Raw genomic sequence first — 20,857 nt, forward strand, 5'->3', positions numbered from 1 at the left:
ACAGGAAGGCGGAAACCCCATGTACAACCTGCTCGCCGCCACGACGGTGGCGCAGACAGAGAGTGACTACCAGCCGCTGCTCCCTGAGACCGGTGAGCTGGTCGTCGGCACCATCGCCTTCGCCATCGTCCTGATCCTGGTCGGCAAGTTCCTGGTCCCCAAGATCCAGGAGACGCTCGCCGAGCGCTCCAACCAGATCGAGGGTGGGCTGAAGCGGGCTGAGGAGGCTCAGGCGGAGGCTCAGGCCACGCTTGACGACTACAAGGCCAAGCTGGCCGAGGCCCGGCACGAGGCGTCCCGGCTGCGCGAGGAGGCTCGCGAGCAGGGGGCGCAGATCGTCGCCGAGATGCGCGAGCAGGCGCAGGCCGAGGCGCGGCGGATCGTCGAGGCGGCGCAGTCGCAGATCGAGGCCGAGCGGCAGCAGGCGTTGCAGCAGCTCCGGGCCGAGGTCGGCACGCTGTCGGTCGAGCTGGCCGGCCGCGTCGTCGGCGAGTCCCTCGAGGACTCCGCCCGGCAGAGCCGCGTGGTCGACCGGTTCCTCGAGGAGCTCGAGGGCCGGGCTCGTACGCAGGAGCAGATCACATCATGACCATCACGGGAGCGGTGAGCAGGGCGTCGCTGGCGGAGGCCAGGGAGCGGCTGGAGGCGGTCATCCCCTCTGCCGACCTGTCCACCCTTGGCGGCGACCTGTTCGCGGTGCTGAACCTGATCGACCGCGAGCACGGTCTGCGGCGGGCGGTCTCCGACCCGGCGCGGGACGGCGCCGACAAGGCGCAGCTCGTCCAGGGACTGCTCGAGGGCAAGGTCTCGCCGGCCGCTCTCGGGCTGGTCGCCGATGTCGTCCGGCTGCGGTGGTCGAAGCCGTTGGAGCTGTCCGACGCGATCGAGATCCTCGCGGTGAACGCCGAGTCCGCGCGGGCCGAGGCCGACGGGCGGCTGGACGACCTGGAGGACGAGCTGTTCCGGTTCTCCCGGGTCATCGAGGCCGAGCCGCAGCTGCGCGGCGCGCTCTCCGGGCCCGGGCTGCCGGAGGACCGCAAGGAAGGGCTGGTGACCACGCTCCTGGAGGGCAAGGTCACCGCGTCCACGCTGACGCTGGTCACCGAGCTGGTGCTGCGGCCGAGAGGACGTAGCCTGGAGGGCGGGCTCGCCGAATTCGGCAAGCTCGTCGCGCAGCGCCGCGAGCGCCTTGTGGCACTCGTGCGCACGCCGGTGGAGCTGTCGGAGGCGCAGCGGACGAGGCTCGCCGCGGTCCTGGCCACCGCGTACGGCCACGAAGTACACCTGAACATCGAAATCGACCCCACGGCGATCGGCGGCCTGTCGATTCAGATCGGGGACGAGATCATCGACGGCACGATCGCCGGACGGCTGGATGATGTCCGCCGCCGGCTGGCGAGCTGAGGCGGGGGACGATGCCCGCAGCGGAGCGCCAGCGGAGTGAGGAGCTTCGTTCCCCGCGTGCGGGGGTCTGGGGGTCGTCCCCCAGGACGATGCGGACGATGCCCGGAGCGGAGCGCCAGCGGAGTGAAGAGCTTCGTCAGGCCGCTTGCGGGGGACTGGGGGTCGCCCCCCAGATGACAATTGAGCTGACCCCTAAGGGAGCAAGAGAGGAATCATGGCGGAGCTGACGATCCGTCCGGATGAGATCCGGAACGCGCTGGAGCGCTTCGTCCAGTCGTACGAGCCTGAGGCCGCCGCGCGCGAAGAGGTCGGCACCGTTGTCGATTCCGGCGACGGTATCGCCCACGTGGAGGGCCTGCCCTCCGCGATGGCCAACGAGCTCCTCGAATTCGAGGACGGCACCCGTGGCCTGGCTCTGAACCTGGACGCCCGTGAGATCGGTGCCGTTGTCCTGGGTGACTTCAGCAAGATCGAGGAGGGCCAGAAGGTCCGCCGCACCGGTGAGGTCCTGTCGACCCCGGTCGGCGACGGCTTCCTCGGTCGTGTCGTTGACGCGCTGGGCAACCCGATCGACGGCAAGGGTGCGATCGAGTCGACCGAGCGGCGCGCGCTGGAGCTGCAGGCTCCGTCGGTCGTTCAGCGGCAGTCGGTCAAGGAGCCGCTGCAGACCGGCATCAAGGCCATCGACTCGATGACGCCGATCGGCCGGGGACAGCGGCAGCTGATCATTGGTGACCGGCAGACCGGCAAGACCACGGTCTGCATCGACACGATCATCAACCAGCGGGAGGCCTGGCTCTCCGGCGACGAGCAGAAGCAGGTCCGCTGCATCTACGTCGCGATCGGCCAGAAGGGCTCCACGATCGCCAACGTGCGCCGCACCCTCGAAGAGGCCGGTGCGCTGGAGTACACCACGATCGTGGCCGCGCCCGCCTCCGAGCCCGCGGGCTACAAGTACATCGCCCCCTACACCGGGTCCGCGATCGGCCAGCACTGGATGTACCAGGGCAAGCACGTCCTGATCGTCTTCGACGACCTGTCGAAGCAGGCCGAGGCCTACCGCGCGGTGTCGCTGCTGCTGCGCCGCCCGCCGGGCCGTGAGGCCTACCCGGGTGACGTCTTCTACCTGCACTCGCGGCTCCTGGAGCGTTGCGCGAAGCTGTCGGACGACATGGGCGCCGGCTCGATGACGGGTCTGCCGATCATCGAGACCAAGGGCAACGACGTGTCGGCGTTCATCCCGACCAACGTCATCTCCATCACCGACGGCCAGTGCTTCCTGGAGACCGACCTGTTCAACCAGGGCGTCCGCCCTGCGATCAACGTCGGTATCTCCGTCTCCCGAGTCGGTGGCTCCGCGCAGGTCAAGGCGATGCGCAAGGTCGCCGGTACGCTGCGCCTGGCGCTGTCCCAGTACCGTGACCTGGAGGCGTTCGCCGCCTTCGCGTCCGACCTGGACGCGGCCTCCCGCGCCCAGCTGGACCGCGGTGCGCGCCTGGTCGAGCTGCTCAAGCAGCCGCAGTTCTCCCCGTTCCCGGTGGAGAAGCAGGTCGTCTCGGTGTGGGCCGGCACCACCGGTCAGCTGGACGACGTGCCGGTCGAGGACATCCGCCGCTTCGAGACCGACTTCCTCGACTACATGGAGCGCAACGAGAGCGGCCTGCTCACCTCGATCCGCGAGACGGGCCAGCTCGACGATGACGGCCTGACCGCCCTCAAGGACGCCATGGCCGAGTTCAAGAAGGGCTTTGAGACCAGCGGGGGCGACTTCCTCGGCGAGGACGAGTCGATCGAGCCGATCGACGAAGAGGACGTCGAGCAGGAAAAGATCACCCGCGTCACCAAGAAGGCCTGATCGGCGATGGCTGCACAACTTCGCCAACTCCGGCAGCAGATCAGGTCGGTGAAGTCGACTGCGAAGATCACCCGGGCCCAGGAGATGATCGCGACCTCGCGCATCGTCAAGGCCCAGAACGCGGTGGCGGCCTCCAAGCCGTACGCCGACCAGATCACGCAGGCGATCACCGCCCTGGTCAGCCACCATGTCAGCATCGACCACCCGCTGCTCAAGGAGCAGCCGGAGGACAAGCGGTCCGCCGTGCTCATCGTCACGAGCGACCGCGGGTTCTGCGGCGGCTACAACGCCAACGTCATCCGCGAGGCCGAGTCGCTGATCAAGGCGCTGCGGGAGCAGGGCAAGGAGCCGCTGCCGTACCTCGTCGGCAACAAGGCCCTGACCTGGTACCGGTTCCGCGACCGCGACATCGAGGCCGAGTGGACGGGCTTCAGCGACCGACCGGCCTTCGCTGACGCGGAGCGGATCGGGCAGCGGCTGGCGGCCGACTTCCTCAAGACCGACGCCGAGGGAGGCGTCGGTGAGATCCACGTGGTCTACACCGAGTTCGTCTCGATGCTGACCCAGTCGGTGCAGGTCCGGCGGCTGCTGCCGCTCGACATCGAGGAGACCGCCCGTGAGCAGGTCCCCCCGGCGTACGAGTTCGAGCCGACCGCCGAGACCGTGCTCGACCAGTTGCTGCCGGGCTACGTCGAGAGCCGCATCTTCCACATGCTGCTCCAGTCGGCCGCGTCCGAGCACGCCTCGCGCCGCCGGGCGATGAAGTCGGCGACCGACAATGCCAACGAACTGATCGGGGTCTACACGCGCCAGATGAACCAGGCGCGGCAGGCGGCGATCACCCAGGAAATCAGCGAGATCGTCGGTGGCGCTGACGCGCTCGCCGATTCTGGCGGGGAGTAAGAATGACTGCACAGGTAGAAACGGCGATCGCCACCGGGCGCGTCGTCCGGATCATCGGCCCGGTCGTCGACGTGGAGTTCCCCGCCGACGCCATCCCGGGCATCTACAACGCCCTCAAGGCCGACGTCACGCTCGGCGAGGACACCAAGACCCTGACGTTCGAGGTCGCTCAGGACCTCGGTGACAACATGGTCCGCGCCATCTCCATGCAGCCGACCGACGGTCTGGTGCGCGGCGCGGCGGTCACTGACACCGGCGGCCCGATCTCGGTGCCGGTCGGCGACGTGACCAAGGGCCACGTGTGGAACGCCCTCGGCGAGACCCTCGACGTGCCGACGGCCTCCCTGGAGGTCACCGAGCGCTGGGGCATCCACCGCAAGGCCCCGGCCTTCGACCAGCTGGAGTCGCGGACCGAGATGCTGGAGACCGGCATCAAGGTCATCGACCTGCTGTCCCCGTACGTCAAGGGTGGCAAGATCGGGCTGTTCGGCGGCGCGGGGGTGGGCAAGACCGTCCTCATCCAGGAGATGATCCGGCGCGTCGCCCGCAACTTCGGTGGCACCTCCTGCTTCGCCGGCGTCGGCGAGCGGACCCGTGAGGGCAACGACCTCTGGGTCGAGATGGAAGAGGCGGACGTCCTCAAGGACACCGCGCTGGTCTTCGGCCAGATGGACGAGCCCCCGGGCACCCGTCTGCGGGTCGCGCTGTCCGCGCTGACCATGGCGGAGTACTTCCGGGACGTCCAGGGCCAGGACGTGATGTTGTTCATCGACAACATCTTCCGTTTCACCCAGGCCGGTTCCGAGGTCTCCACCCTGCTGGGCCGTATGCCGTCCGCGGTGGGTTACCAGCCCACGCTGGCCGACGAGATGGGCGTGCTCCAGGAGCGGATCACCTCGACCAAGGGTCACTCGATCACCTCGATGCAGGCGATCTACGTTCCCGCGGACGACATCACCGACCCGGCGCCGCACACCACGTTCGCGCACCTCGACGCGACGACGGTGCTCTCGCGTGGCATCTCCGAGAAGGGCATCTTCCCGGCGGTGGACCCGCTCGACTCCACCTCGCGGATCATGGACCCGCAGATCCTGGGTGCCGAGCACTACGCGGTCGCCCAGGAAGTGATCCGGATCCTGCAGAAGTACAAGGAGCTGCAGGACATCATCGCGATCCTCGGTATCGACGAGCTCTCCGAAGAGGACAAGGTCACCGTCAACCGGGCGCGGCGCATCGAGCGTTTCCTGTCGCACCCGATGTACGTGGCCGAGCAGTTCACCGGCCAGCCCGGTGTGACCGTGCCCAAGGACGAGACCGTCGCCTCCTTCAAGGCGATCGCCGAGGGCAAGTACGACCACATCCCGGAGCAGGCGTTCTTCATGTGCGGTGGCATCGAGGATGTCGAGAAGAAGGCCAAGGAGCTGGAGAAGTAGTCCGCTCCGGCGGGCCGGGCCTGAGCTCGAACAGGCCCGGCCCGCCGGACCCGCTCCAGTATTCGGAGGATTGACACGTGGCAACCCTGAAGGTCGGGCTGGTCTCACCGGAGCGTGAGATCTGGTCCGGCGAGGCCAAGATGGTGGTCGCCCAGACCGTCGAGGGCCAGCTCGGCATCATGCCGGGTCACGCCCCGGTGCTGGGCGTCCTGCTCGACGGCAGCGTGGTGAAGGTCGAGCCCGCCGACGGCGGCGAGTGGATCAGTGCCATGGTCGGCAGCGGCTTCTTCTCCATCGCCGGCGACGAGGTGTCGGTCCTGGCCGAGCACGCCGAGCTGGGCACCGACGTCGATGTCGCGGCCGCCCGTCACGACTTGGAGGCCGCCCGCGCGGGCGGCGAAGAAGACTCGACGGCGGAACGGCGGGCCCGGGCGCGGCTGCGCGCGGCGGGCCAAGAGGCTTAGCCGGGAACGGCGGGGGACTTGGGCGGGCACCTGGCACTGGACGTGGGCGGGGTGCTCGCCGCCGTCGTCCTCCTGGTGGCACTCCTGTTCGTCGCGATGTCGGTACGGCGATGGTTGTTCGTACGCGGCGGCGGCGCGGTGGAGTGCAGCCTGCGCGTGCTCGCGCAGGACGGCACCCCGAGCGCGTGGCGGCTGGGCATCGGCCGCTACAAGGGCGACGTGCTCAACTGGCACCGCGTCTTCGGTTTCCGGCGCAGGCCCCGGCAGGTGATTCACCGCCGGGGCCTCGTCATAGCCGGGCGGCGCGTGCCCGAGGGAGAGGAGGCCGCGGGCCTGCTCCCCGATGTGACCGTCATCGAGGTACGGGACGGCGACCTGACCGCGGAGCTGGCGATGAGCAGCTCCGCGCTGACCGGGTTTCTCGCGTGGCTCGAGGCCGCCCCACCCGGCTTCCCGGTCGACCTGCCGCAACACGAACCGTGACCGGTCCACGGACACGAGACGTGACCGGGTTCCACCGATCCGTCCGTATTACACTCTCTGTCTAACCTCACCATGGCGCAGAACATCAACAAGCTGGGCAAGAAGGGCCTGAAGAACAAGGTCCGCTTCGCCTGGTGGGCCGCCGAGGAGTCCGGCCAGGCCCGCGCGGCGGCGAAGGCCGCGGCGTCCCGGTCCTTCGACTGGAAGGGCGGCCGCCTGGTCCGCTGACCGGCCCGGCCACCTGAACGAACGCACAACTGAACGAACGCGAACAACGAACACTGCGGCGCGCCGCCTCCGGGACTTCCCGGGGACGGCGCGCCGCGTCCGTTGGACCTCTGGACGTTGGGATGTTGCTCAGGCGGGGCGGATGCGGATCGGGCCGTCGTCGGTCAAGACCGTGATCTTGCGCTTCGCCGTGCTGTCGGCGCGCACGGAAGGGTCGATGTGCTTGCCGCCGGTGTCGGTGGTGGTGCTGATGTTGTACGACTCGCTGGTCGGGATCTCCAGCTCCACGGAGCCCGTGTCGGTCCGGGCCTGGACGTTCGTCGGCGGGGTGGCGAGGCGGAGCCGGACGGGCCCGTCGCCCGTGCGCGCCTCGATCCTGTCGGCACGCAGCTCGTCGGCGGAGATCGCCCCGGTGTCGGTGGTGAATGTGGCGTTGACGGCCTTGCCGGAAACCTTGATCGGCCCATCGCCCGTCTTGGCGACCAGGGACGTGGTCTGGATGTCGTCGGCGGTGATCCCGCCGGTGTCGGTGGTGAATGTGGCGTTGACGGCCTTGCCGGAAACCTTGATCGGCCCATCGCCCGTCTTGGCGATCAGCGACGTGGTCTGGATGTCGTCGGCGGTGATCCCGCCGGTGTCGGTGGTCAGGCGGAGAGTGCCCCGGAGCCCGGAGACCTCGATGGGGCCGTCGTCGTTGTGGAGGTTGAGCGCCATGGCACGCGGGACCTGGATGCGGTAGGAGAGGCCGCAACTGCTGAAACCGATCACGTTGCCCTCGCAGCGGGTCCGCAGCTTGAGCGTGTCGCCCTCGGTGACGTGTTCCGGCTTGGGCTTGCGGCGCTCGCTCGACCAGGCCAGCCGTTCCGTCACCTTGATGCCCGGCGAGTCGGATCCGACGACCTCCACCTTGCCGTCGCCGGAGTCCAGGTTGATCGCGGTGACCGCGTCGGTGACCGTGTACGACCGTTCCTCATGGTGCTTGGCGCCGTCGACATCGAGGCCGCAGCCGCTCAGTGCGGCGGCCGACACCATCGCGCCGGCCAGCAGAGCCGTACCCGTCAGGGTCTTCACGTCGTCTCCCACCGCTCTTCGGACTCCCCGTACTGCCCAAAGCTTCGCCTGCGGAGCCGGGCCCGGCCAGGAGGCAGCCGGGAGTCTTCATGGTGGGGTTAGCCCCACCATGAATTCAGCGTTCGCCGCCGGGCTTCCACAGGACGTCGCCGTGCTCGGCGTTGGCGACCCGGCAGAGGATGAACAGCAGGTCCGAGAGCCGGTTGAGGTAACGCGCGGTGAGCGGGTTGACGCCGCCCTCGACGTGAGACTCCTCGGTCGCCGCGCCGTGGGCCTCGATCGCCGCCCAGGCGGAACGTTCGGCCCGCCGTGACACGGTGCGGGCGACGTGGAGGAGAGCGGCCCCGGGCGTGCCGCCGGGAAGGATGAAGCTGCGCAGCGGCTCCAGCTCCGCGTTGTGCTCGTCGCAGGCGGCTTCGAGGAAGTCGATGTACGAGTCGTCCACGCGCAGCGGCGGGTACGCGGGCTCCGCGACCACCGGGGCGCACAGGTCGGCGCCGACGTCGAAGAGATCGTTCTGGACCCGGGTCAGCAGCGTGACGAGCGGCTCGGGCAGGGAACCGAGGGCGAGCGCGGTGCCGATGGCGGCGTTGGCCTCTTCCACGTCGGCGTAGGCCGCCAACCGCGGATCGGTCTTGCTGGTACGGGACGCGTCGCCGAGGGCGGTCGTGCCGTCGTCTCCAGTGCGGGTGTAGATGCGGGAGAGTACGACCGGGGTCTCCCTGTTCTTCGCCATGAGGGCCAGCCTACGACGGACCTGTACAAAATGATGTTCGGTAGGGTTTCGCTTACTTTCTCGGCTGGGCATGACAGTTCGGAGGCGGCCGTGTACGACCACATCATCGTGGGGGCGGGCAGCGCGGGATGCGTGCTCGCCGCCCGGCTGAGCGAGGATCCCGGCACCCAGGTGTTGCTCCTGGAGGCCGGGCCGCCCGACGACGCCCCCGAGATCCACATCCCGGCCGCCGTCGCCTCGTTGATCAAGGGCCCGTACGACTGGAACTACGACACCGTCCCGCAGGAGCACGCCGCAGACCGCACGGTCTACTGGCCGCGGGGGCGCACGCTGGGCGGCAGTTCGTCCACCAACGCGATGATCTACATCCGCGGGCACCGGTACGACTACGACACCTGGCGCGACTCGTACGGCTGCGAGGGCTGGGGCTTCGACCAGCTGCTGCCCTACTTCCGGCGTGCCGAGGACCAGCAGCGCGGCGAGTCGGACCTCCATGGCGTCGGCGGACCGCTGCGCGTCGAGGACCTGCGCTACAAGCACCCCCTCAGCCAGGCCTGGGTGCGGTCGGCCAAGGCGTACGGCCTGGCCGCCAACAACGACTTCAACGGCGCCGAGCAGGACGGCGTCGGCTTCTACCAGGTCACCCACAAACGCGGGAAGCGCTGGTCGACGGCCGCCGGCTACCTGCGCCCGGCGCTGTCCCGGCCCAACCTGACCGTGGTGACCGACGCCCTCGTGACCCGCGTGCTGATCGAGAACGGCCGCGCCACCGGCGTCGCGTACGAGGTCCGCGGCGAGACGGTCGAGGCGCGCGCCGAGGGCGAGATCGTGCTGTCCGGCGGGGCGATCAACAGCCCGCAGCTGCTCATGGTGTCCGGCGTGGGCCCCGCCGATCACCTGCGCGAGCACGGCATCGACGTGCTGGTCGACGCGCCGGTGGGACAGGGCCTCCAGGACCACCCGTTCGTGAACGTCATGTTCTCGACGCCCCGGCACAAGGCGTTGTGGGAGCTCGCCGGCGCCCGCAACTTCGCGCTCTACCAGGCGCTGGGCCGCGGTCCGTACGCCTCGAACATCGCCGAGGCGGGCGGCTTCGTCCGTACCGTCGAGGGCCTGCCCGCCCCCGACCTGCAGTACCACGTGCTGCCGACCCCGTTCGTCAGGCAGGGGCTGGTCGAGTCGCACGAGCGGGCCCTCTCGGTCTTCGTCACCGCCCTGGCGGTCGCGAGCCGCGGCACGCTGACGCTCCGTTCGGCGAGCCCGTACGCCAAGCCCCTGATCGACCCGGCCTATCTCGCCGACAAGGCGGATCTGGACACCATGGTCGCGGGCGTCCGCCAGGCCAGGGAGATCGCCGCGACCGGCCCGCTGGCCGGGATGGTCGGCGGCGAGTGGTCCCCGGGCGAGCAGGTCGACGACGACGCCTCGCTCCAGGAGTTCGTCCGCAAGGAGTGCGCCACCCTCTTCCACCCGACCAGCACCTGCGCGATGGGCGGCGGCGACGCGGTGTGCGACCCCGAGCTCCGGGTGCGCGGCGTCGAGGGCCTGCGTGTCGTCGACGCCTCGGTGATGCCGGCCGTGCCGCGCGGCAACACCAACGCCCCCACCATCGCCATCGCCGAACGTGCCGCCGACCTCATCCGGGGCCGCGTCCCCCTCAGCTGAACCGGGGCCGCGTCCCTGACCTGATCGGCGGCTCGACTCAGCGCTTGTAGTGTTTGCCGTGGAGCATGGTGACCATCTGGAGGAGCCGCGCCATCTCCTTCTCGGTGCGGGAGAAGGAGGCGAGGTTGCCCGGGATGGCGAAGCGCTGCCGGGTGATGGCCTTGGCTCGGGCGAACTCGCGGAGGCCGTCGGCGCCGTGGATGCGGCCGAAGCCCGACTCGCCGACGCCGCCGAAGGGCAGCGCGGCGACCTGGGCGAACGCGGCGAAGGCGTTGATGGAGGTCATGCCCGAACGCATCCGGCGAGCGACGTCCATCGCGCGCGCCTTGTTGCCGGAGAAGATCGTGCCGGCCAGGCCGTAGCCGGTCTGGTTGGCCTTCTCCAGCGCCTCGTCGAGGTCCTTGACCCGGTGCACGGTGATCGTGGGGCCGAAGGTCTCTTCGCGCACCGCGGCGGAGTCATCGGGAACATCGGTGAGAACGACGGGCTCGACATAGGGCTTGCGGACCGACTCGGCGCCGCCGACGACGGCCGTGCCGCCCTTGTCGAGGGCGTCCTTGATGTGCCGTTCGATGATGTCCAGCTGGCCGGGCATCGTGATCGGGCCGTACGCGGCCTCGCGGTCGAAGCCGGGCCGCAGGTCCCTGGCCTTCTCGGTGAGCTTGCCGAGGAACGCGTCGTAGGCGGAGTCGACGACGTAGATGCGCTCGACGCCGATGCAGGTCTGGCCGGCGTTGGACATGGCGCCCCACAGCGCCGCGTCGGCGGCGGCGTCCAGGTCGGCGTCGGCGTCCACGATGCAGGCGTCCTTGCCGCCGCACTCGGCGACGAGGGGGGTGAGGTTCTGCGCGCAGGCCGCCATGACCTTCTTGGCGGTACGGGCCGAACCGGTGAACGCGATCTTGTCGATGCCCGGGTGGGCCGCGAGCGCGCCGCCGGTCGGGCCGAGCCCGGTGATGGTCTGGAACACCGGGCGCTCGGGCACCACGGCCGCGAAGAGCTCGGCCAGCAGGACGCCGACGCCGGGGGTGAACTCCGACGGCTTGAAGATCACCGCGTTGCCGGCGGCGAGCGCGTACGCGATCGAGCCCATCGGGGTGAAGATCGGGTAGTTCCAGGGGCCGATGACGCCGACCACGCCGAGCGGCTGGTACTCCAGCACGCACTTCTGGTTGATCGCGATCATGCCGGGGAAGACGTTGCGCGGGCCGAGCACCTTCTGCGCGTTGCGGGCGGCCCAGTCCAGATGGGTGATGGCCATGATCGTTTCAAGCTGGGCGTCCTGCACTGGCTTGCCGGTCTCCTGGTGGATGAGCTCGGCCATCCGGTTCAGGTTGCGGGTGAGGGAGCCCTTGACGTTGAGCAGCCGGAGCCGCCGTTCCTTCCAGCCGAGGGCCTGCCACCATTCGGCGGCGTCGCGGGCCTGCTCGACGATCCCGGCGACCGCCTTCTCGTCGTGGACCGGATGTTCGGCGACGACCTCGCCGGTCGCCGGGTTCAGCGACTCGAAGCTCGTGCTGCTCTCCGTGGCGACGGACATGAGGAAACCTCCCGGGAAGGGCCGACTCGGCGAGCTCAGTAAGTATCCACTTGCAGAAGATACCGGCTAGTAAATCACCCTATGCCCGCAGGAGGCGAGAGTGTCTCAGGCGTCCGGGATCCAGCTCCCGTGGAACCCCGCCGGAACGCGGCGCGGCAGCCGCACCGAGGCGGTCCGGGAGAGATCGGACGCGTCCAGGACGAGCAACTCCGAGCGGGTGGCGGCGAGATCGGAGACGATCGACAGCAGCCAGCCCTCGTCCTCGGCGCGCGCGCCCTGGGCGGGGACGAAGACAGCCTCGCCGGGCGTCAGCTCCGGTCCGAGTTCGAGCGCCTCTGAGGACCCGTCGCGCAGGTCGTACTTCACGATCGCGTCGTCGGCCGCGGTGTAGAGGAAGCGGTGCGGACGCCCCGTACGCGCGTCGTCGTGCGTCGGGAACTCCACACCGCGGTCGTCCAGCGTCTCCTCGGAGACCTTCCCGGACGCCGGGTCGAGCGTCCAGCGGTGCACCCGGGCGTTGCCGGTGGACGCGGCGGCCTGCGCCGGTCCCGCCGCGGCGGCGGTCTCCTGCCCGGGGCCGCCGATGGTCGGCCAGAACGCGGTGAACTCCTCCGGGCGGTACCGGGCGGCGTCGAGCACCACCCGGCCCTGGGCGTCCTCGTGAGCGTTCCCGACGTGGAAGACGTAGCAGGGGTCCACGTCGAACCACCGGACCGTGCCTGCCTGAGTTCCGGTGTGCTGGTCGCGGGGCATCACGCCGATCCGGGCGCCGTACGCGTCGTCCCAGCGATACGGCATGCCGCCGTTCACCAGCTCCAGGTCGAACACCAGCGGTAGATCGAGCCAGATCACATGGTTTTCGGTGATGGCGAAGTCGTGCATCATCGTCGGGCCGGGCACCTCGATCTCCCGGCTCTCCACCAGCCGCCCGTCCGCCGACAGCCGGTGGTAGGTCAGGTACGGCGGCATGAAGCCGTATCCGAAGAACAACAGCTCGCCGGTGACCGGGTCCTGCTTGGGATGCGCGGTCATCGCGCTGGTCAGCCGCCCGTCGAAGTCACACGGCCCGACCGTCTCCAGCTCCGGCGTCAGCTCGTACGGGAACCCGACCTCGACCAGCGCAAGAATCTTGCCGGCGTGCGGGATGACATGCGTGTTGGCCAGCACGGCCGTCCGGTCGATGGTCAGGTCGTCGGCGACGAACGGGGCGCCGTCGGTGAACGAGCGGGTGCGGACCCAGCGGTTGCGGTACCACTCGGCGCGGCCGTCCCGCAGCCGCACGCCGTGGACCATGCCATGACCGGTGAACCAGTGGCCGGAGTCCTGGCCGGGCAGCGGGTTGGGCCCGTTCCGGAAGTAGCGGCCGGTGAGCTCGTCCGGCAGCGTGCCGGTGACCTCCAGGCCGACGGCGTCGATCTCGTCAGGCACGGGCGTCAGGTGTCCGGTGAGCCAGGCGGGGCTGGCGCCGGTCTGCTGCTCGGTCCGTTGCTCGGTCTGCTCGCTCACGGCGGCACTCCCCGATCTTCCAGCTTCGACATGTCGAACGTAGATATCCCTGAAGCGACATGTCAAAGCTGGAAGATCGACCAACCGGAGCCTCGACCAACCGGAGCCTCGATCAGCTGAAGGCTCGATCAGCTGAAGGTGGGGGCGTGGTCGGCCGCCCATTCGGCGAACGTGCGGGCCCTGCGACCGGTGATCTGCTCGAACTCCGGATACACCTCCGCCGGGGTGTCGACGGCGCTCGCGTACATCCGCAACATCGCGTCCACGAAGGGCGCGGGAACACCCCCGCCGATCATCGCCTCGCGGGCGGTCTCGGGGGAGAGCTCCTCGTAACGCACGGACCTGCCGATGGCCTCGCCGATGATGCGGGCCTGGTCGGCATGGGTGAGCGACTCGGGGCCGCTGAGGACCGGCTTGGTGCCGACGAGGTCATCGGCGAGGAAGGCCTGGGCCGCCGCTTCGGCGATGTCCCGTTCGTGCATCGGCGTCGTGTGCGCGCGGGCGTACGGACCGCGCACCACGCCGTCTTCGCGGATCTGCCCGGCCCAGTCGAGCGTGTTGGCGGCGAACGCGCCGGGCCGGAGGAACGTCCACTCCAGGCCGGACGCTTCGATCTCTCGCTCGGCCTCCAGGTGGTGCTGGCCGATCAGGTTGGCCGGGTCGTCCTCGCCCAGGCAGGACATCGACGACAACATCACGACACGGCGGACGCCGTGCGCCTTGGCTTTGGCGAGCAGCTCGCCGGGACCATTCCAGGACGTCGCCGGGTTGAAGAAGACCGCCTCGACGCCGTCCATGGGGGCCTCGTCGGCGCGGGCGACCTCGGCGCCGCTCGGCAGGCCGGCGGTGGCTGGATCGCGGCTGAGCGCCCGGACCTTCCGCCCCGCGGTGAGCAACTCGGCGACGAGGTGGCGGCCGACATTCCCGGTGGCACCGGTGATCAAGATCATTTGCTTCTCCTTGCAGGGGAACGGAACTCAGTTTCATCCAACTGGATGAAATTGTCAAACAGTCGGATGGATGAATACTTCACCCACCCGGCTACCATGGCGTCATGAAGGAGACGTCATGAAGGAGACGACGAGGCGCCCGCGACGCGCGCCCGCACCGGGGGAGCGCAAGCTGGACGCCGAGCGCTCCCGGCGGCTGCTGCTGGAGGCGGCGCTGGACGAGTTCTCCGCCAAGGGGTACGCGGGGGCCCGGGTGCAGGACATCGCCGACCGGGCCGGGGTCAACAAGCAGCTGATCAACTACTACTTCGGCGGCAAGGAGGGGCTCTACGACGAGCTGGGCCGGCAGTGGCTGGAGGAGGAGGCCGAGTTCACTAAGGCCGGGCTGCCGCTGGAGGAGCTGGTGATGCGCTACCTCCGGCCGACGCTCGACGATCCGCGAAGCTCGCGGCTCCTGGCCTGGCGGAGCCTGACCGAGGATCCCGACGACATCCCCGACCTGGGCCGAGAAGACCTCTCCGATCTGGAACGGCGCCAGGAGGCAGGTGAGCTGGCCGAGGAGCTCGATCCGGCCACCGTCATGCTGGTCCTGCAGGCTGCGGTCTCCGCGCCGGCCGTCATGGGGCTCACCGTCCGCCGGATCTTCGGCCTGGATCCCGGGTCACCCGAGTTCAAAGAACGGTACGCCGAGCAACTCCGCCGCATCATCCGCCGCCTGGCGGCCGACCCCAAGCCGGAACAGTCCACGCCGGAAGAGTCCTAGCCGGGCAACTCCACGGTGACCGTCGTCCCCCCGCCTGAGGCGTCGCCGCTGGTCATCGTGACCGTGCCGTCGTGGCGTGCAGCCCGGCGGCGCAGGCCGACCAGTCCGAAGTGCTCGCCCGTCGCCGCGTCGGGGTCGGCGGCGGTCTCGGGAGAGAACCCGGTGCCGTCGTCGGTCACCGTCAGCCGTACCGACGCGTCCTCGTAGGCGAGCCGTACGGTGACCGTGGTCGCGGCCGCGTGCTTGCGCACGTTCGTCAGCGCCTCCTGCGCGGCACGCAGCAGGACGACGTCGAGGTCGGGCGCGAGCGTCCGCGGCGTGCCGTCGATCTCGTAGGACGCGGTGACTCCGGTCTCCTCGCCGAACGTACGGGTCAGGTGGCGCAACGCCTCCGGCACCGGGGCGGCGTCGAGCGCCACCGGAGGCCGTGCCGCGATCAGCGCGCGGGCCTCGGCGAGGTTCTCGCGCGCGGCCCTGATTGCGGGCATGAAGATCGTCTCCCGAATCGGGTCGTCCGGATCGAGCCTCCGCTCCGAGGCCTGGAGCAACATCAGGATCGTGAGGAAGCCCTGGGCGAGGGTGTCGTGGATCTCGGCGGCGAGCCGGTCGCGTTCGGCGGCGACCCCGGCGGCGTGCGACAGCCGTGCCACCTCGGCCTGGCTGGCCTCCAGCCGATCGATCAGATCGGCGCGCTCCCGGCTCTGCACAATGATCCGTTCGATCCAGTATCCGATGAACAGCGCGAACGTGGTGGTGAGGACGCCCGTGGCGATGAGCCCAGGCACCATCTCGGCAGACTCGTGCTGGTCTATCAGGACTGTGGCCAGCGGGAGCAGGTTGACGACGACCACGGCGGCGACGGCCCGCCGGAGCGGCAACAACTGGAAGCAGTGCGGCACGAGGGCGAACGCCGCGAACCACACCCCGTTCACTAGGAACGCGGCCGTTCCGTAGAGGCCCAGCATCGCGGCGATGTAGGCGTATCCCCGGGCCGTTCCCACGTTGTCGGCCTGGATGGGCTCCCGCGCGACCAGGAAGTAGAGCCGAGGATCGCGGCCAGCAGCCCGGCCGACAACCACCGTCCGGTGCCGTCCGTGGTCCCGAACGCCACCAGCACGATCGTCGCGACCAGCACGACGACGGTGTAGATGTCCCAGACGAGTTGCAGCCGCTCCCACACATGCCGGGTGTGCCGCTGAGAGGGGGTCACACGGTCAGTATGTCCCGAGAGCCGGAGTGACCGGCCGCAGAACGATCAGCGCACCATGATCAGCCGCGCCAGAACTGGAAGAGGTAGTGGCCCAGCTGGATCGGGATCTGGTCGAACTCCAGCGACACCCGGAACGGGAACTCACCCAGCCCGAGCGCGTCGGTGACGTTGTAGATCACGTCGAAGAACGCCTCGTTGATCGGCCCGATCCAGAGCAGCGCGATCAGAGCCAGGAAGACGTAGCCGCCGTAGGCGTTGGCCTGGTCCACCCAGCGCCGCGGCAGGTAGGGCTCGATGATCCCGAAGCCGTCCAGGCCGGGGATCGGCAGCAGGTTGAGGATGGCGGCCGTGACCTGGAGGAACGCCAGGAAGGCCAGCGCCGACCAGAACACCCCATGGCCCTTGTCGGCGAAGTTCTTGAAGACGACCGCCAGCATGATGGCGAACAGCACGTTCGACAGCGGGCCGGCGGCGGAGATCAGGCTGTGCCGGATCTTGCCGGGGATCACGTGCCGGTCGATCCAGACCGCGCCGCCCGGCAGGCCGATGCCGCCGAGCAGGATGAACAGCACCGGGATGAGGAAGCTCAGCGTGACGTCGGCGTACTTGGTCGGGTTGAGCGTCAGGTAGCCCCGCGTGGCCACGCTGTGATCGCCCGACCGGTAGGCCAGGTAGGCGTGGCCGAACTCGTGCACGCACAGGGTCAGGATCCAGGCGGCGATGACGAAGCCGAACACCGCCAGCCGTGCCGGGCGGTCCATGACATTGCCGTACCGCCACGCCATGAGGCCGAACAGGATTGTCGCCCCAACGATCGCGAGGAACACCGGGCTCGGGGAGACCGCGGAGCGCCCCCGCATCTGGTGTACCGATCCCATACTGGTCCCTCTCGTTCGCGCGTGCCGCGCCCCTGCTCGCCTTTGCTCGATCTTGACGCTACCTGACCGTCCTCCAGCCCCCGCCCACCACCTTCAATGGACAAGCTTCGCTTCGCAGTTATATGGCCCGTGTCAAGGACCGGTGATGACAGGTACGACGTACGTCCGGAGGAAGCGGCGGGTGTGCTCGGGCGGCCGGTCGCGATCCATGACGATCAGCGAGGTGATGATACGGAAGAGGAACTCCACCGTGCCTTCCACCTCGATGTCCGGGCGCAGGCGCCGTTCCCGCTGGGCCAGGTCGAAGTGGGGCCGCACGTAGTCGCAGCACAAGTTGAGCACGTGCTCGGCCGCGGCCGCCACCACCGCCTGCATGTGCCCCGCCGCCTCCGGCACCAGGAACTGAGCCACCGTCGGTTGCCCGCGGACGAACGCGACCGCGTCCATGGTGCCCTCGACGATCGCGTCCGGCACCGACTTCTCGCGGCGCAGCCGTTCGTTCAGCGCGTCGAGGAACCGGCCGAGGTCCCGCAACACCACGGCGAGGATGAGTTCGTCGCGGCCGCCGGTGATGCTCCGGTAGACGGTCGCTCGCGAGAGCCCGGCCGCGGCGGCGATGTCCTCGACCGTGGTCTTGGCCACGCCGAACCTGCCGAAGCACTCCTCGGCCGCGTCGATGATCCGCTCGCGCGTGGAGTCCGTGGTCGCCGGGGGCATGCCTGAAGATTATCCGGCGGCCCCGATCAGTCCAGCGTGTAGTCCAGGGTCCAGGAGTGGCCGCCGTCCGGGCTCATCTCGATGGTGCCCCGGCCCTGGATGCCGGCGAGTTCACCGGTGCCCGAGGTCGCCACGATCTCCCAGCGCAGCCACTGGCCCTCCGCGCCGCCGCCCGCGCTGTGCTGGAGGACGAAGGTGCCCTCGCGTCCGTGCAGGATCGCCCGCACGGTCTCCAGTCCCACGTACGCGGCGGGCCCGGCCTGCGTCTCCACCGTCAGGAGCTCGGCCGTGCTGGTGCCCACCATGTCGCCGTGGAAGGTCTTGCCGACCTGTACGCGGGACAGCTTGGTGCCGTTCTCCTCTTCGTACGGCTTCTCCGCGTCCCAGGCGTCGATATCGAACGTGCCACCGGCGTGAAGGGTCATGAACGTCATTTTGCCGGACGAGCGCCGGACGATGGCTCAGAAAAGTGTGCCCTCGTGCTCGATTCCGCGCAGCGCGTCGTAGTCGAGGGTCACGCAGTCGATGCCGCGGTCGGTCGCCAGCACCCGGGCCTGGGGTTTGATCTCCTGCGCCGCGAAGATGCCCCGGACCGGCGCCAGGTGCGGGTCGCGGTTGAGCAGCTCCAGATAGCGGGTCAGCTGCTCGACGCCGTCGATCTCGCCGCGCCGTTTGATCTCGACGGCGACCGTGGCGCTGCCCGCGTCGCGGCAGAGGATGTCCACCGGGCCGATCGCGGTCGGGTACTCCCGCCGGATCAGCGTCCAGCCCTCGCCGAGCGTGGTGATGTGCTCGGCGAGCAGTTCCTGGAGATGCGCCTCCACGCCGTCCTTCTGCAGGCCCGGGTCGAGTCCCAGCTCGTGGCTGGAGTCGTGCTGGATCTCCTCGATGGTGAGGATCAGCCGTTCGCCCGACTTGGTGTGGGTGACGGTCCAGCGCGCGATCGCGCCGTTCTCCTCGTACGGCTCCTCACGCAGCGAGCACGGCGGGTTCATCCAGTTGAGGGGTTTGAAGGCGCGGTCGTCGGCGTGGATGCTCACGCTTCCGTCGGCCTTGATGAGAATCAGCCTGAGCGCCATCGGCAGATGGGCGGTCAGCTTTCCGGCATAGTCCACACTGCAGCGGGCGATTACGAGACGCACGATGCACCACCTTAGTGAGCCCGCCGGCCACGCGTCCCCCGGCCGCCGGACTCCGCAACAATGATCGGCGTGACCGAGATCCGCATCGCGCGCCGGGAGGACGACGAGGCGCTGGCCGACCTCGACCGCCGTACCTGGTCGCCGATCCACGCCGTGCTGCCGGAACCCCCGCCGGGCAAGCCGTTCTTCGACGTCGCGCATCCACCCGGGCAGCATCTGGTCGCCGAACGCGGCGGCCGGGTCGTCGGGTACGTCCGGCTCGTGCAGCCGGTCCCCGAGCCCTGCGGTGACCATGTGCGCCAGATCCAGGGCCTCGCCGTCGACACCGGCGAACGCTGCGCGGGAGTCGGCCGGGCGCTGATCGAGGCGGCGTGCGCCGAGGCCGCGCGCCAGGGCGCCCGGCGCATCACGCTCCGGGTCCTCGGCTGGAACACCGCGGCCCAGCGGCTCTACGAGCGGGCCGGCTTCAAGATCGAAGGAGTGCTCCGCGAGGAGTTCCATCTCGACGGCCAGTACGTGGACGACATCCTGATGGCCCGCTCACTCAGATCCCGTGACCTGCCTAAGGCGATGTCGCCTGAGGCGACGTCGATCTAAGGCGATGGGGCGCGGAAGTAAGGCGACGTCCCCATGCGGAGGTGGGGGCCTTAGGCCGAACCTTGAGGATGTCGGGCCAGGGAGAACGGCCCGCACCACAAGGAGGGGTCATGTTCCACAACGACATCATGGACTCGGTGATGCGAGAGCGCGTTCGGGACCTCCAGGCCCAGGCCAAGGCCGACCGTGACGCCACCATCGTTCGCAGGGCCCGCAAGTTCTGGGAGGACCGGACGCTGCGCGCTCCCTCCCGCCGCTCCCGCAAGGTGCGACTGGCGGCCGAGGGCCGCTGACCGACCCTCTGCCGCGTGGCCGCCCACGTCCTCGTAGGATCTCCAAGGTGAGAGGGACATCGCTGGAGGCGGCCATCGACCAGGGGGTCGTCGTGCTCGACGGAGGGCTCGCGACCCAGCTGGAGGCCCAGGGGCACGACCTGTCCGACCAGCTGTGGTCCGCTCGCCTCCTCGCCGATGCCCCCGAAGCGGTCGTCGATGCCCATCTCGCCTTCTTCCGGGCGGGAGCCCAGGTGGTGACCACGGCCAGCTACCAGGCCACCTTCGAGGGGTTCGCCGCTCACGGGCTTACCGCCGAGCAGACCGCCGAACTGCTGCGCCGCAGCGTCACGCTGGCCGCGACCGCACGGGAGCGCCGACACGACGAAGGAGATGGGCGTCCGCTGTGGATCGCCGCCTCGGTCGGCCCGTACGGTGCGATGCTGGCCGACGGGTCGGAGTATCGCGGACGCTACGGGCAGTCGGTGGCCGAACTGACCCGCTTCCACCGGCCTCGCCTGGAGGTACTGGCCGAGGCGGGCGCGGACGTCCTCGCGCTGGAGACCGTGCCCGACATCGACGAGGCCGCGGCCCTCATGGCGGCGATCGACGGACTGGGCAAGCCCGCCTGGTTGTCGTACACGATCGAGGGTGACCGCACCCGGGCGGGCCAACCCCTCGACGAGGCGTTCTCCGTGCCCAGGGGCAACGACGCGATCATCGCGGTGGGCATCAACTGCAGTGCCCCCACCGACATCACCGGCGCGGTACGGCTCGCTCACGACCTCACCGGCAAGCCAGTGATCGCCTACCCCAACAGCGGCGAGGGCTGGGACGCGGTGGCCCGGTCCTGGACCGGCACCTCCCATCACACCTTCGCGCCCGAACGGATCCATGCCTGGCTGTCGGGCGGGGCTCGTCTGGTGGGCGGCTGCTGCCGCGTGGGACCCGCCGACATCGCCGCCCTCACCGACCTCATCCCTCGCTGAGACCCGGGGCCAGGCGCAGAGGGCAGGCTGTCAAGCCTGGAATTCTCGGAG

The 20,857-nt window shown here is 69.5% G+C and carries 23 protein-coding genes; 13 read left to right on the forward strand and 10 right to left on the reverse strand.

What is annotated here, in order from left to right; all coding sequences use genetic code 11:
* Nucleotides 1–19: 19 nt before the first annotated feature.
* The 8 genes from F8566_RS24860 to F8566_RS50110 all read left to right on the forward strand — a co-directional run bounded on the left by F8566_RS24860 (nt 20) and on the right by F8566_RS50110 (nt 6,770).
* Nucleotides 20–589 carry a F0F1 ATP synthase subunit B gene (locus F8566_RS24860; RefSeq protein WP_151563942.1) on the forward strand — a complete coding sequence of 190 codons (570 nt, stop codon included), beginning with the start codon at nt 20–22 and terminating at the stop codon, nt 587–589.
* On the forward strand, nt 586–1,404 hold the full coding sequence (locus tag F8566_RS24865; RefSeq protein WP_151563944.1) for a F0F1 ATP synthase subunit delta: 819 nt from the start codon (nt 586–588) through the stop codon (nt 1,402–1,404). Before F8566_RS24860 ends, F8566_RS24865 begins: the two co-directional genes overlap by 4 nt.
* Before the next feature lie 214 nt (nt 1,405–1,618).
* On the forward strand, nt 1,619–3,259 hold the full coding sequence (gene atpA / locus F8566_RS24870; protein ID WP_151563946.1) for a F0F1 ATP synthase subunit alpha: 1,641 nt from the start codon (nt 1,619–1,621) through the stop codon (nt 3,257–3,259).
* Nucleotides 3,260–3,265: 6 nt separating this feature from the next.
* Nucleotides 3,266–4,162, forward strand: coding sequence for a F0F1 ATP synthase subunit gamma (locus F8566_RS24875; RefSeq protein ID WP_151563948.1), 897 nt, complete (start codon nt 3,266–3,268; stop codon nt 4,160–4,162).
* Between the two features lie 2 nt (nt 4,163–4,164).
* Nucleotides 4,165–5,595: a F0F1 ATP synthase subunit beta gene (gene atpD / locus F8566_RS24880; RefSeq protein WP_151563950.1), complete on the forward strand. Its 1,431-nt coding sequence runs from the start codon at nt 4,165–4,167 to the stop codon at nt 5,593–5,595.
* Nucleotides 5,596–5,672: 77 nt separating this feature from the next.
* Complete coding sequence (locus F8566_RS24885) at nt 5,673–6,059, forward strand: F0F1 ATP synthase subunit epsilon (protein WP_151563952.1); 387 nt, start codon at nt 5,673–5,675, stop codon at nt 6,057–6,059.
* 18 nt (nt 6,060–6,077) lie between these two features.
* Nucleotides 6,078–6,542 (forward strand): DUF2550 domain-containing protein, encoded by a 465-nt coding sequence (locus F8566_RS24890; RefSeq protein WP_151563954.1) that lies wholly within the window; start codon nt 6,078–6,080, stop codon nt 6,540–6,542.
* A gap of 72 nt (nt 6,543–6,614) precedes the next feature.
* A complete protein-coding gene (locus F8566_RS50110) occupies nt 6,615–6,770 on the forward strand; it encodes a hypothetical protein (RefSeq protein ID WP_192809847.1) in 156 nt (51 codons plus the stop codon).
* Nucleotides 6,771–6,899: 129 nt separating this feature from the next.
* Here the strand turns inward: F8566_RS50110 and F8566_RS24895 are convergent, their stop codons facing one another.
* Together F8566_RS24895 and F8566_RS24900 are read right to left on the reverse strand one after the other, a co-directional pair.
* On the reverse strand, nt 6,900–7,841 hold the full coding sequence (locus F8566_RS24895; RefSeq protein ID WP_151563956.1) for a DUF4097 family beta strand repeat-containing protein: 942 nt from the start codon (nt 7,839–7,841) through the stop codon (nt 6,900–6,902).
* Between the two features lie 115 nt (nt 7,842–7,956).
* A complete protein-coding gene (locus F8566_RS24900) occupies nt 7,957–8,577 on the reverse strand; it encodes a cob(I)yrinic acid a,c-diamide adenosyltransferase (RefSeq protein WP_151563958.1) in 621 nt (206 codons plus the stop codon).
* A 90-nt stretch (nt 8,578–8,667) separates the two neighbouring features.
* Here F8566_RS24900 and F8566_RS24905 point away from each other — a divergent pair, with 90 nt between their 5' ends.
* Complete coding sequence (locus F8566_RS24905) at nt 8,668–10,242, forward strand: GMC family oxidoreductase (RefSeq protein WP_151563960.1); 1,575 nt, start codon at nt 8,668–8,670, stop codon at nt 10,240–10,242.
* Nucleotides 10,243–10,279: 37 nt separating this feature from the next.
* Here F8566_RS24905 and F8566_RS24910 read toward each other — a convergent pair whose 3' ends face one another.
* From F8566_RS24910 to F8566_RS24920, 3 genes are all read right to left on the reverse strand, one after another.
* Complete coding sequence (locus F8566_RS24910; protein WP_151563962.1) at nt 10,280–11,782, reverse strand: aldehyde dehydrogenase family protein; 1,503 nt, start codon at nt 11,780–11,782, stop codon at nt 10,280–10,282.
* 105 nt (nt 11,783–11,887) lie between these two features.
* Nucleotides 11,888–13,288: a carotenoid oxygenase family protein gene (locus F8566_RS24915; protein ID WP_225993493.1), complete on the reverse strand. Its 1,401-nt coding sequence runs from the start codon at nt 13,286–13,288 to the stop codon at nt 11,888–11,890.
* A 128-nt stretch (nt 13,289–13,416) separates the two neighbouring features.
* Nucleotides 13,417–14,238 (reverse strand): NAD(P)H-binding protein, encoded by an 822-nt coding sequence (locus F8566_RS24920; RefSeq protein WP_151563966.1) that lies wholly within the window; start codon nt 14,236–14,238, stop codon nt 13,417–13,419.
* A 118-nt stretch (nt 14,239–14,356) separates the two neighbouring features.
* Here F8566_RS24920 and F8566_RS24925 point away from each other — a divergent pair, with 118 nt between their 5' ends.
* A complete protein-coding gene (locus F8566_RS24925; RefSeq protein WP_151563968.1) occupies nt 14,357–15,001 on the forward strand; it encodes a TetR family transcriptional regulator in 645 nt (214 codons plus the stop codon).
* On the opposite strand, the gene F8566_RS24930 is transcribed toward F8566_RS24925, so the two are convergent.
* The 5 genes from F8566_RS24930 to nucS all read right to left on the reverse strand — a co-directional run bounded on the left by F8566_RS24930 (nt 14,998) and on the right by nucS (nt 18,948).
* Nucleotides 14,998–16,080, reverse strand: coding sequence for a sensor histidine kinase (locus F8566_RS24930; protein ID WP_151563970.1), 1,083 nt, complete (start codon nt 16,078–16,080; stop codon nt 14,998–15,000). The genes F8566_RS24925 and F8566_RS24930 overlap by 4 nt on opposite strands.
* 190 nt (nt 16,081–16,270) lie before the next feature.
* The gene (locus F8566_RS24935) at nt 16,271–17,089 is read right to left on the reverse strand and encodes a site-2 protease family protein (RefSeq protein WP_151563972.1); all 819 of its coding nucleotides are present in this window, start codon (nt 17,087–17,089) and stop codon (nt 16,271–16,273) included.
* Between the two features lie 132 nt (nt 17,090–17,221).
* Nucleotides 17,222–17,806, reverse strand: a complete 585-nt coding sequence (locus tag F8566_RS24940; protein ID WP_151563975.1) for a TetR/AcrR family transcriptional regulator — start codon at nt 17,804–17,806, stop codon at nt 17,222–17,224.
* A gap of 26 nt (nt 17,807–17,832) precedes the next feature.
* Nucleotides 17,833–18,231 (reverse strand): DUF3224 domain-containing protein, encoded by a 399-nt coding sequence (locus tag F8566_RS24945; RefSeq protein WP_225993494.1) that lies wholly within the window; start codon nt 18,229–18,231, stop codon nt 17,833–17,835.
* Nucleotides 18,232–18,267: 36 nt separating this feature from the next.
* Complete coding sequence (nucS, locus tag F8566_RS24950; protein WP_151563979.1) at nt 18,268–18,948, reverse strand: endonuclease NucS; 681 nt, start codon at nt 18,946–18,948, stop codon at nt 18,268–18,270.
* A 69-nt stretch (nt 18,949–19,017) separates the two neighbouring features.
* On the opposite strand from nucS, the gene F8566_RS24955 reads away from it, so the two are divergent.
* From F8566_RS24955 to mmuM, 3 genes are all read left to right on the forward strand, one after another.
* Complete coding sequence (locus tag F8566_RS24955; RefSeq protein WP_404800339.1) at nt 19,018–19,545, forward strand: GNAT family N-acetyltransferase; 528 nt, start codon at nt 19,018–19,020, stop codon at nt 19,543–19,545.
* Between the two features lie 110 nt (nt 19,546–19,655).
* On the forward strand, nt 19,656–19,838 hold the full coding sequence (locus F8566_RS24960) for a hypothetical protein (protein ID WP_151563983.1): 183 nt from the start codon (nt 19,656–19,658) through the stop codon (nt 19,836–19,838).
* Between the two features lie 47 nt (nt 19,839–19,885).
* Nucleotides 19,886–20,806 carry a homocysteine S-methyltransferase gene (mmuM, locus tag F8566_RS24965; RefSeq protein ID WP_225993495.1) on the forward strand — a complete coding sequence of 307 codons (921 nt, stop codon included), beginning with the start codon at nt 19,886–19,888 and terminating at the stop codon, nt 20,804–20,806.
* The last annotated feature ends 51 nt before the right edge of the window (nt 20,807–20,857 follow it).

The organism is Actinomadura rudentiformis, assembly GCF_008923185.1.
Classification (GTDB): domain Bacteria; phylum Actinomycetota; class Actinomycetes; order Streptosporangiales; family Streptosporangiaceae; genus Spirillospora; species Spirillospora rudentiformis.